The sequence below is a fragment of the Monashia sp. HAY1-5C genome, assembly GCF_056755255.1.
On sequence record NZ_JBPGXG010000143.1, the window covers coordinates 1 to 10,810 of the forward strand.

Genomic DNA, 10,810 nt, shown 5'->3' on the forward strand with positions numbered 1-10,810 from the left:
TCCGTCGTCGGCAGCGTCAGATGTGTATAAGAGACAGGGTCGGTGGAGCACCACCGACCGGCAGCCCGTTCTCGCGTCCCGGCCGACCCCGATGCCTTCCGTCCTTGACCCTGACACGGTGTCAGGCGGTGCCATGGTCGGACCATGTTGAGTATCGGAGACTTCGCCCGGCTGGCCGGGGTGTCGGTGCGCATGCTGCGCCACTACGACGCCCTCGGTCTGCTGCCGCCGGCCCGCGTCGACCCGGACTCGGGCTACCGGTCGTACTCGACCGCGCAGCTCGACCGGGCCAACCGGCTCGTGGCGCTCAAGGACCTCGGCTTCACGCTCGAGGACTGCGGTCGCCTGCTCGGTGACGACGTGCCCGTCGAGCAGCTGCGCGGGATGCTGCGGCTGCGTCGGGCCGAGCTCGCCGCGCAGATCGACGCCGACCGCGCGCGCCTGCAGCAGGTCGAGCAGCGTCTCCGGATGATCGAGAAGGAGCACGCCATGTCACCTGTCGCCCTCGACGCCTACACCGAGCAGGCCCTGCCGGCCGCCCGCCTCGTCCAGCTGTCCGGACGCGTGCCGGACGGCGAGCAGGTCGGCGACGTCGTCGGCCCCCTCTTCGGGCAGGTCGAGCACGCCGTCTCGGCCGCACCACTCGTCCCGACCGGCCCGTCGATGGGGCACTACACGATGGACGGCGACGCCCTGGTCGCTGCCGCGGCCTACCCCGTCGGGCCCGAGGTCGGGCCGGCCGAGGCCGCCGCCGCGGGCCTCGAGCTGGCCGAGCTCCCGGCGCAACCGCGGGCGCTGGTCACGACCCTTCGCGGGCCGCTCGGCGGGATCTCCGAGGCGTGGCAGACGCTGTCGCGCGAGGTGGAGGCGCGCGGGCTCTCCTTCGCAGGGCCGTGCCGCGAGGTCTACCACGCAGCGCCGGCCGACCCCGACGCCACCTGGGTCATCGAGCTGCAGCAACCCGTCGCCTGAGGCCGTCCGGTCGGCGCCCGGTCGGCGCCCGGTCCGTTCGTGGGCGTTCGGTCCCTTGGTCGGTGGTGCACCACCCACCAAGGGACCGAATCGTGCACGAGGAGCCGGGACGCGTCCACACCCCTGACGCGGGCGGGGGTGATCTCCACAGCCCCCGGGCAGGGTGTCGCGCCCCCCTCCCGAAACCACGAGGCTCAGGGCATGGATCCCGCGCTCATCGCCCGCAACGACGTGTTCTCGGCCGGCCGCGCCACCGAGCTGGGCCTGACCCGTGCCGACCTGCGTCGACTCCTGCGTGACGGCAGCGTGGTTCGGCTGCACCGCGGCTGGTACGCCACACGAGTGCCCCGCGACGACGCCGACCGGCACCGGCTCCGCGTGGAGGCACTCCTGGTCGAGTACGCCGGACGCGCCTTGGCGGCTGACGCATCGGCGTTGCTGCGTCTGGGGATCGCCACGTGGCGGCCGGACCTGCGAAGGGTCCACCTGGCCCTCACCGACCCCGGCCTGAACCGCCACCGCAAGGCCGACCTCGTCGTCCATCCGCACCGGACGTCCGCGCCGGAGCTGGCTCCGCGGCCGGCGGGAGGGACCGTCCATCCGGCAGTCGCGATCGCGTCCGTGGGGCTGAAGGACCCCCGCTCGTTCCTCGTGCCCGCCGACGACGGGCTCCGCCGGGGCCTCGTGACGGCCGACGAGCTTCGCGCCGCGGTCGCGGGACTGGGCCGGCGGCACGGTGCCGCGGGGGTGCGGGCGGTGCTCGACTGGTGCGACGCCCGGCACGAGTCGCCCGGCGAGACGCTGCTGTCCCACCTGCTCCGGGCGGCGGGGCACGACCTCGAGCCGCAGTTCGTCGTGCCGGGCACGGAGCGGTGGACCCGAGGCGGCCGCGGCTACCGAGTCGACCTGCGGCTGACGGGGACCCGCGTGCTCGTCGAGTTCGACGGTCGGGTGAAGTACGAGGACCGGCAGGTCCTGTGGGAGGAGAAGCTGCGCGAGGACCGCATCCGGTCGCTGGGTTGGGTGGTCGTCCGGGTGACCATGGCAGACCTGCGCGACCCGGCCGCGCTGCGAGCGCGGGTCGACGCGGCTCTCGCCCTCGCGGCTGCGTGACCGATGCGTCACCCGGGTGGTGCTGGGACCTTTCGGTGCGTGGTCTGACACTCACAGACAGACGCAGCGCTGACGAAGTGCGCCGGGGCTCACGAGGCCGGGGTCCGGGCCGGGCTCGGACGGCGTCCGGGGCACCGGCCGGCAACCGATAGCCTTGCCGTTGGCTTGGACCACAACCGGAAGGCAGACCGATGCCGGCGATCGTGCTCGTGGGAGCGCAGTGGGGCGACGAGGGCAAGGGCAAGGCGACCGACCTGCTCGGCAGCAGCGTCGACTACGTCGTCAAGTTCAACGGCGGCAACAACGCCGGCCACACCGTCGTCATCGAGAAGGACGGCAAGCGCGAGAAGTACGCGCTGCACCTGCTGCCGTCCGGGATCCTGTCCCCGAACTGCGTGCCCGTCATCGGCAACGGTGTCGTCATCGACCTCGGTGTCCTCTTCGAGGAGCTCGACGGCCTCGACGCGCGCGGCGTCGACACGAGCAAGCTCAAGGTCAGCGCCAACGCGCACGTCATCCCGCCGTACAACCGGACCCTCGACAAGGTCACCGAGCGCTTCCTCGGCAGCCGCCGCATCGGCACGACCGGTCGCGGCATCGGCCCGACGTACGCGGACAAGATGAGCCGCATCGGCATCCGGGTCCAGGACCTCTACGACGAGGGCATCCTGCGCCAGAAGGTCGAGGCCGCCCTGGCCGTCAAGAATCAGGTGCTCGCCAAGATCTACAACACGCGCGCCGCGGACGTCGACGAGGTCGTCACCGAGCTGCGCTCGTACGCGGAGCGGCTCGCGCCGATGGTCACCGACACGGCGCTCGAGCTGGTCCAGGCCCTCGACCGCGGCGAGACCGTGCTCTTCGAGGCCGGCCAGGCGACCCTCCTCGACGTCGACCACGGCACCTACCCGTACGTCACCTCGAGCAACGCCACCGCGGGCGGCGCGTGCACCGGTTCGGGCGTGCCGCCGACCCGCATCGACTCGGTCATCGCCATCCTCAAGGCCTACACGACGCGCGTCGGAGAAGGGCCGTTCCCCACCGAGCTGCACGACGACATGGGTGAGTTCCTCCGCAAGACCGGTGCCGAGTTCGGCGTCACCACCGGACGTCCCCGCCGGTGCGGCTGGCTCGACGTCGTCATCGGCCGCTACGCCCAGCGGGTCAACGGCGTCACCGACTTCGTCGTCACCAAGCTCGACGTGCTCACCGGTCTGTCCACGGTCCCGATCTGCGTCGCCTACGACGTCGACGGCGTCCGCCACGACGAGATGCCGGTCAGCCAGAGCGACTTCCACCACGCGACCCCGATCTACGAGGAGATGCCGGGCTGGTGGGAGGACATCACCCACTGCCGCACCTTCGAGGAGCTGCCCGAGAACGCGCAGAAGTACGTGCTGCGGGTCGAGGAGCTCATCGGCGCCCGCGTCTCCGCGATCGGTGTCGGTCCGGGCCGGGACGAGATCATCGAGCGTTTCCCGCTCAAGCCCAGCGTCGCGAGCTGACCGCTGACCCACGAACCTGCTTGGACCCGAAGGACATCCATGAGTGACACGGTTGCCCCCGCCGCCCCGGAGCCGGCCCCCGAGGCCACCACCGAACCGCTCGACTGGGTGACGCGTCTGGCCGACGACGTCATCGCCGAGGCGAGGCACCGCGGCATCGACACCATCGTCTGCGCGTCCGGCATCAGCCCGTCGGGGCCCATCCACCTCGGCAACTTCCGCGAGCTCATCACGCCGCACCTCGTCGCCGACGAGATCAAGCGCCGCGGCATCGCGTGCGAGCACATCCTGTCCTGGGACGACTTCGACCGCTTCCGCCGCGTGCCCAAGCGCCTCGAGGGCGTCGACGAGTCGTGGGAGCAGTACATCGGCATGCCGCTGACGTCGGTGCCCGCCCCGGCCGGGTCGCCGCACGCCAGCTGGGCCGACCACTTCAAGGCGCCGCTGCTCGAGGCGATGGCCGCCACCGGCATCGAGGTGCGCCAGATCAGCCAGACCGAGCAGTACCGCGCGGGCGCGTACCGCGAGCAGGTCCTCCTCGCGATGCGCGAGCGGGTCGCCATCGACAAGGTCCTCGACCAGTACCGCACCCTGGAGGCGGAGGCCGACGCGCGGCAGCGGGCCACCGGCAAGGGCCGACGCCAGGACCCCAAGGCCGCGCAGCTCACCGAGGAGCAGGCGGCCGCCGCGACCGAGGCCGAGCGCGGTTCGGGCGCCGCGGCGGAGGACGACGGCAGCGAGGGCACCGCCGGTTACTTCCCGTTCAAGCCGTACTGCACCGTCTGCCGCACCGACTTCACGACCGTCACCGCCTACGACGACGACACGCACGAGCTCGCCTACGCCTGCACGAGGTGCGGGCACACCGAGACCGTCGACCTCGACACCTTCACCGACGGCAAGCTCGTCTGGAAGGTCGACTGGCCGATGCGCTGGGCCTACGAGGGCGTGCTGTTCGAGCCGTCCGGCGTCGACCACCAGAGCCCGGGCAGCAGCTTCGTCGTCGGCAAGGACCTCGCCCCCGTCTTCGGCTGGGAGCGCCCGATCGGCCCGATGTACGCGTTCGTCGGCATCGCCGGCATGGCCAAGATGAGCTCGTCCAAGGGCGGGGTCCCGATCCCGAACGACGCGCTGGAGGTCATGGAGCCGGCGGTGCTGCGCTGGCTCTACGCCCGACGCCGCCCGAACCAGAGCTTCGACGTCGCCTTCGGCCCCGAGCTGCAGCGGCTCTACGACGAGTGGGACGCCCTGAACCGCAAGGTCGAGGCCGGCGCCGCGCAGCCGGGCGACCTCGCCGCCCACCTGCGCGCCTCCTCGACGGCCTCCGGCCCGCTGCCCTCGACCCCCCGGCCGATGCCGTTCCGGACCATCGCCTCGGTCATCGACATCACGCAGGGCGACGAGGCCCAGGCGGTGCGCCTCCTGTCCGAGCTCGACCCCGACCACCCGGTCGACTCCATCGAGGACCTGCGCCCGCGCCTCGACTGCGCCGAGCGCTGGATGCTCGGCTACGTCCCGGCCGAGGACCGCACCGTCGTCCGCGAGACGCCGGACGCCGAGCTGCTCGGCAGCCTCGAGGACCCGCAGCGCGAGTCGCTGCGCCTGCTGCTCGAGGGCCTCGACGCGCACTGGTCGGTCGACGGCCTGACCCACCTCGTGTACGCGGTGCCGAAGATCCAGCGCGGCATCGACCCCGAGGCCAAGGTCAAGGACCCCGAGCTGTCCGCGGCCCAGCGGGCGTTCTTCGTCCTCGTGTACCGGCTGCTCGTGTCCAAGGACACCGGTCCGCGCCTGCCGACGCTGCTGCTGGCGGTCGGCGCCGACCGCCAGCAGCAGCGTCGGCAGGCGCGGACCGGTGTCCTTGGACACGAGCAGCCGGTACACGAGGACGAAGAACGCCCGCTGGGCCGCGGACAGCTCGGGGTCCTTGACCTTGGCCTCGGGGTCGATGCCGCGCTGGATCTTCGGCACCGCGTACACGAGGTGGGTCAGGCCGTCGACCGACCAGTGCGCGTCGAGGCCCTCGAGCAGCAGGCGCAGCGACTCGCGCTGCGGGTCCTCGAGGCTGCCGAGCAGCTCGGCGTCCGGCGTCTCGCGGACGACGGTGCGGTCCTCGGCCGGGACGTAGCCGAGCATCCAGCGCTCGGCGCAGTCGAGGCGCGGGCGCAGGTCCTCGATGGAGTCGACCGGGTGGTCGGGGTCGAGCTCGGACAGGAGGCGCACCGCCTGGGCCTCGTCGCCCTGCGTGATGTCGATGACCGAGGCGATGGTCCGGAACGGCATCGGCCGGGGGGTCGAGGGCAGCGGGCCGGAGGCCGTCGAGGAGGCGCGCAGGTGGGCGGCGAGGTCGCCCGGCTGCGCGGCGCCGGCCTCGACCTTGCGGTTCAGGGCGTCCCACTCGTCGTAGAGCCGCTGCAGCTCGGGGCCGAAGGCGACGTCGAAGCTCTGGTTCGGGCGGCGTCGGGCGTAGAGCCAGCGCAGCACCGCCGGCTCCATGACCTCCAGCGCGTCGTTCGGGATCGGGACCCCGCCCTTGGACGAGCTCATCTTGGCCATGCCGGCGATGCCGACGAACGCGTACATCGGGCCGATCGGGCGCTCCCAGCCGAAGACGGGGGCGAGGTCCTTGCCGACGACGAAGCTGCTGCCCGGGCTCTGGTGGTCGACGCCGGACGGCTCGAACAGCACGCCCTCGTAGGCCCAGCGCATCGGCCAGTCGACCTTCCAGACGAGCTTGCCGTCGGTGAAGGTGTCGAGGTCGACGGTCTCGGTGTGCCCGCACCTCGTGCAGGCGTAGGCGAGCTCGTGCGTGTCGTCGTCGTAGGCGGTGACGGTCGTGAAGTCGGTGCGGCAGACGGTGCAGTACGGCTTGAACGGGAAGTAACCGGCGGTGCCCTCGCTGCCGTCGTCCTCCGCCGCGGCGCCCGAACCGCGCTCGGCCTCGGTCGCGGCGGCCGCCTGCTCCTCGGTGAGCTGCGCGGCCTTGGGGTCCTGGCGTCGGCCCTTGCCGGTGGCCCGCTGCCGCGCGTCGGCCTCCGCCTCCAGGGTGCGGTACTGGTCGAGGACCTTGTCGATGGCGACCCGCTCGCGCATCGCGAGGAGGACCTGCTCGCGGTACGCGCCCGCGCGGTACTGCTCGGTCTGGCTGATCTGGCGCACCTCGATGCCGGTGGCGGCCATCGCCTCGAGCAGCGGCGCCTTGAAGTGGTCGGCCCAGCTGGCGTGCGGCGACCCGGCCGGGGCGGGCACCGACGTCAGCGGCATGCCGATGTACTGCTCCCACGACTCGTCGACGCCCTCGAGGCGCTTGGGCACGCGGCGGAAGCGGTCGAAGTCGTCCCAGGACAGGATGTGCTCGCACGCGATGCCGCGGCGCTTGATCTCGTCGGCGACGAGGTGCGGCGTGATGAGCTCGCGGAAGTTGCCGAGGTGGATGGGCCCCGACGGGCTGATGCCGGACGCGCAGACGATGGTGTCGATGCCGCGGTGCCTCGCCTCGGCGATGACGTCGTCGGCCAGACGCGTCACCCAGTCGAGCGGTTCGGTGGTGGCCTCGGGGGCCGGCTCCGGGGCGGCGGGGGCAACCGTGTCACTCATGGATGTCCTTCGGGTCCAAGCAGGTTCGTGGGTCAGCGGTCAGCTCGCGACGCTGGGCTTGAGCGGGAAACGCTCGATGATCTCGTCCCGGCCCGGACCGACACCGATCGCGGAGACGCGGGCGCCGATGAGCTCCTCGACCCGCAGCACGTACTTCTGCGCGTTCTCGGGCAGCTCCTCGAAGGTGCGGCAGTGGGTGATGTCCTCCCACCAGCCCGGCATCTCCTCGTAGATCGGGGTCGCGTGGTGGAAGTCGCTCTGGCTGACCGGCATCTCGTCGTGGCGGACGCCGTCGACGTCGTAGGCGACGCAGATCGGGACCGTGGACAGACCGGTGAGCACGTCGAGCTTGGTGACGACGAAGTCGGTGACGCCGTTGACCCGCTGGGCGTAGCGGCCGATGACGACGTCGAGCCAGCCGCACCGGCGGGGACGTCCGGTGGTGACGCCGAACTCGGCACCGGTCTTGCGGAGGAACTCACCCATGTCGTCGTGCAGCTCGGTGGGGAACGGCCCTTCTCCGACGCGCGTCGTGTAGGCCTTGAGGATGGCGATGACCGAGTCGATGCGGGTCGGCGGCACGCCCGAACCGGTGCACGCGCCGCCCGCGGTGGCGTTGCTCGAGGTGACGTACGGGTAGGTGCCGTGGTCGACGTCGAGGAGGGTCGCCTGGCCGGCCTCGAAGAGCACGGTCTCGCCGCGGTCGAGGGCCTGGACCAGCTCGAGCGCCGTGTCGGTGACCATCGGCGCGAGCCGCTCCGCGTACGAGCGCAGCTCGGTGACGACCTCGTCGACGTCCGCGGCGCGCGTGTTGTAGATCTTGGCGAGCACCTGATTCTTGACGGCCAGGGCGGCCTCGACCTTCTGGCGCAGGATGCCCTCGTCGTAGAGGTCCTGGACCCGGATGCCGATGCGGCTCATCTTGTCCGCGTACGTCGGGCCGATGCCGCGACCGGTCGTGCCGATGCGGCGGCTGCCGAGGAAGCGCTCGGTGACCTTGTCGAGGGTCCGGTTGTACGGCGGGATGACGTGCGCGTTGGCGCTGACCTTGAGCTTGCTCGTGTCGACGCCGCGCGCGTCGAGGCCGTCGAGCTCCTCGAAGAGGACACCGAGGTCGATGACGACACCGTTGCCGATGACGGGCACGCAGTTCGGGGACAGGATCCCGGACGGCAGCAGGTGCAGCGCGTACTTCTCGCGCTTGCCGTCCTTCTCGATGACGACGGTGTGGCCGGCGTTGTTGCCGCCGTTGAACTTGACGACGTAGTCGACGCTGCTGCCGAGCAGGTCGGTCGCCTTGCCCTTGCCCTCGTCGCCCCACTGCGCTCCCACGAGCACGATCGCCGGCATCGGTCTGCCTTCCGGTTGTGGTCCAAGCCAACGGCAAGGCTATCGGTTGCCGGCCGGTGCCCCGGACGCCGTCCGAGCCCGGCCCGGACCCCGGCCTCGTGAGCCCCGGCGCACTTCGTCAGCGCTGCGTCTGTCTGTGAGTGTCAGACCACGCACCGAAAGGTCCCAGCACCACCCGGGTGACGCATCGGTCACGCAGCCGCGAGGGCGAGAGCCGCGTCGACCCGCGCTCGCAGCGCGGCCGGGTCGCGCAGGTCTGCCATGGTCACCCGGACGACCACCCAACCCAGCGACCGGATGCGGTCCTCGCGCAGCTTCTCCTCCCACAGGACCTGCCGGTCCTCGTACTTCACCCGACCGTCGAACTCGACGAGCACGCGGGTCCCCGTCAGCCGCAGGTCGACTCGGTAGCCGCGGCCGCCTCGGGTCCACCGCTCCGTGCCCGGCACGACGAACTGCGGCTCGAGGTCGTGCCCCGCCGCCCGGAGCAGGTGGGACAGCAGCGTCTCGCCGGGCGACTCGTGCCGGGCGTCGCACCAGTCGAGCACCGCCCGCACCCCCGCGGCACCGTGCCGCCGGCCCAGTCCCGCGACCGCGGCGCGAAGCTCGTCGGCCGTCACGAGGCCCCGGCGGAGCCCGTCGTCGGCGGGCACGAGGAACGAGCGGGGGTCCTTCAGCCCCACGGACGCGATCGCGACTGCCGGATGGACGGTCCCTCCCGCCGGCCGCGGAGCCAGCTCCGGCGCGGACGTCCGGTGCGGATGGACGACGAGGTCGGCCTTGCGGTGGCGGTTCAGGCCGGGGTCGGTGAGGGCCAGGTGGACCCTTCGCAGGTCCGGCCGCCACGTGGCGATCCCCAGACGCAGCAACGCCGATGCGTCAGCCGCCAAGGCGCGTCCGGCGTACTCGACCAGGAGTGCCTCCACGCGGAGCCGGTGCCGGTCGGCGTCGTCGCGGGGCACTCGTGTGGCGTACCAGCCGCGGTGCAGCCGAACCACGCTGCCGTCACGCAGGAGTCGACGCAGGTCGGCACGGGTCAGGCCCAGCTCGGTGGCGCGGCCGGCCGAGAACACGTCGTTGCGGGCGATGAGCGCGGGATCCATGCCCTGAGCCTCGTGGTTTCGGGAGGGGGGCGCGACACCCTGCCCGGGGGCTGTGGAGATCACCCCCGCCCGCGTCAGGGGTGTGGACGCGTCCCGGCTCCTCGTGCACGATTCGGTCCCTTGGTGGGTGGTGCACCACCGACCAAGGGACCGAACGCCCACGAACGGACCGGGCGCCGACCGGGCGCCGACCGGACGGCCTCAGGCGACGGGTTGCTGCAGCTCGATGACCCAGGTGGCGTCGGGGTCGGCCGGCGCTGCGTGGTAGACCTCGCGGCACGGCCCTGCGAAGGAGAGCCCGCGCGCCTCCACCTCGCGCGACAGCGTCTGCCACGCCTCGGAGATCCCGCCGAGCGGCCCGCGAAGGGTCGTGACCAGCGCCCGCGGTTGCGCCGGGAGCTCGGCCAGCTCGAGGCCCGCGGCGGCGGCCTCGGCCGGCCCGACCTCGGGCCCGACGGGGTAGGCCGCGGCAGCGACCAGGGCGTCGCCGTCCATCGTGTAGTGCCCCATCGACGGGCCGGTCGGGACGAGTGGTGCGGCCGAGACGGCGTGCTCGACCTGCCCGAAGAGGGGGCCGACGACGTCGCCGACCTGCTCGCCGTCCGGCACGCGTCCGGACAGCTGGACGAGGCGGGCGGCCGGCAGGGCCTGCTCGGTGTAGGCGTCGAGGGCGACAGGTGACATGGCGTGCTCCTTCTCGATCATCCGGAGACGCTGCTCGACCTGCTGCAGGCGCGCGCGGTCGGCGTCGATCTGCGCGGCGAGCTCGGCCCGACGCAGCCGCAGCATCCCGCGCAGCTGCTCGACGGGCACGTCGTCACCGAGCAGGCGACCGCAGTCCTCGAGCGTGAAGCCGAGGTCCTTGAGCGCCACGAGCCGGTTGGCCCGGTCGAGCTGCGCGGTCGAGTACGACCGGTAGCCCGAGTCCGGGTCGACGCGGGCCGGCGGCAGCAGACCGAGGGCGTCGTAGTGGCGCAGCATGCGCACCGACACCCCGGCCAGCCGGGCGAAGTCTCCGATACTCAACATGGTCCGACCATGGCACCGCCTGACACCGTGTCAGGGTCAAGGACGGAAGGCATCGGGGTCGGCCGGGACGCGAGAACGGGCTGCCGGTCGGTGGTGCTCCACCGACCCTGTCTCTTATACACATCTGACGCTGCCGACGACGGA

The 10,810-nt window shown here is 72.2% G+C and carries 6 protein-coding genes and 2 pseudogenes; 4 read left to right on the top strand and 4 right to left on the bottom strand.

Annotated elements, in window-relative coordinates:
* Positions 1-144 precede the first annotated feature (144 nt).
* The 4 genes and pseudogenes from ACR9ZK_RS17965 to lysS (ACR9ZK_RS17980) form a co-directional block, all read left to right on the top strand.
* Positions 145-972 (top strand): MerR family transcriptional regulator, encoded by an 828-nt coding sequence (locus tag ACR9ZK_RS17965; RefSeq protein WP_481343328.1) that lies wholly within the window; start codon positions 145-147, stop codon positions 970-972.
* Between the two features lie 201 nt (positions 973-1,173).
* The gene (locus ACR9ZK_RS17970) at positions 1,174-2,085 is read left to right on the top strand and encodes a type IV toxin-antitoxin system AbiEi family antitoxin domain-containing protein (protein WP_481343329.1); all 912 of its coding nucleotides are present in this window, start codon (positions 1,174-1,176) and stop codon (positions 2,083-2,085) included.
* 191 nt (positions 2,086-2,276) lie between these two features.
* Positions 2,277-3,587 carry an adenylosuccinate synthase gene (locus ACR9ZK_RS17975; RefSeq protein WP_481343330.1) on the top strand — a complete coding sequence of 437 codons (1,311 nt, stop codon included), beginning with the start codon at positions 2,277-2,279 and terminating at the stop codon, positions 3,585-3,587.
* A gap of 39 nt (positions 3,588-3,626) precedes the next feature.
* Positions 3,627-5,414: pseudogene (lysS, locus tag ACR9ZK_RS17980) on the top strand (lysine--tRNA ligase); the annotation flags it as partial.
* Positions 5,415-5,438: 24 nt separating this feature from the next.
* On the opposite strand, the pseudogene lysS (ACR9ZK_RS17985) reads toward lysS (ACR9ZK_RS17980), so the two are convergent.
* The 4 genes and pseudogenes from lysS (ACR9ZK_RS17985) to ACR9ZK_RS18000 form a co-directional block, all read right to left on the bottom strand.
* Positions 5,439-7,184, bottom strand: a pseudogene (gene lysS / locus ACR9ZK_RS17985) (lysine--tRNA ligase); the annotation flags it as partial.
* 39 nt (positions 7,185-7,223) lie between these two features.
* Positions 7,224-8,534: an adenylosuccinate synthase gene (locus tag ACR9ZK_RS17990; protein WP_481343330.1), complete on the bottom strand. Its 1,311-nt coding sequence runs from the start codon at positions 8,532-8,534 to the stop codon at positions 7,224-7,226.
* A 191-nt stretch (positions 8,535-8,725) separates the two neighbouring features.
* The gene (locus ACR9ZK_RS17995) at positions 8,726-9,637 is read right to left on the bottom strand and encodes a type IV toxin-antitoxin system AbiEi family antitoxin domain-containing protein (RefSeq protein WP_481343329.1); all 912 of its coding nucleotides are present in this window, start codon (positions 9,635-9,637) and stop codon (positions 8,726-8,728) included.
* A 201-nt stretch (positions 9,638-9,838) separates the two neighbouring features.
* On the bottom strand, positions 9,839-10,666 hold the full coding sequence (locus ACR9ZK_RS18000; protein ID WP_481343328.1) for a MerR family transcriptional regulator: 828 nt from the start codon (positions 10,664-10,666) through the stop codon (positions 9,839-9,841).
* Between the last annotated feature and the right edge of the window lie 144 nt (positions 10,667-10,810).

Bases quoted from the DNA above. Each gene is read 5' to 3' on its own strand.
- ACR9ZK_RS17965 (WP_481343328.1), top strand. From the start codon at position 145: ATGTTGAGTATCGGAGACTTCGCCCGGCTGGCCGGGGTGTCGGTGCGC.
- ACR9ZK_RS17970 (WP_481343329.1), top strand. From the start codon at position 1,174: ATGGATCCCGCGCTCATCGCCCGCAACGACGTGTTCTCGGCCGGCCGC.
- ACR9ZK_RS17975 (WP_481343330.1), top strand. From the start codon at position 2,277: ATGCCGGCGATCGTGCTCGTGGGAGCGCAGTGGGGCGACGAGGGCAAG.
- ACR9ZK_RS17990 (WP_481343330.1), bottom strand. From the start codon at position 8,534: ATGCCGGCGATCGTGCTCGTGGGAGCGCAGTGGGGCGACGAGGGCAAG.
- ACR9ZK_RS17995 (WP_481343329.1), bottom strand. From the start codon at position 9,637: ATGGATCCCGCGCTCATCGCCCGCAACGACGTGTTCTCGGCCGGCCGC.
- ACR9ZK_RS18000 (WP_481343328.1), bottom strand. From the start codon at position 10,666: ATGTTGAGTATCGGAGACTTCGCCCGGCTGGCCGGGGTGTCGGTGCGC.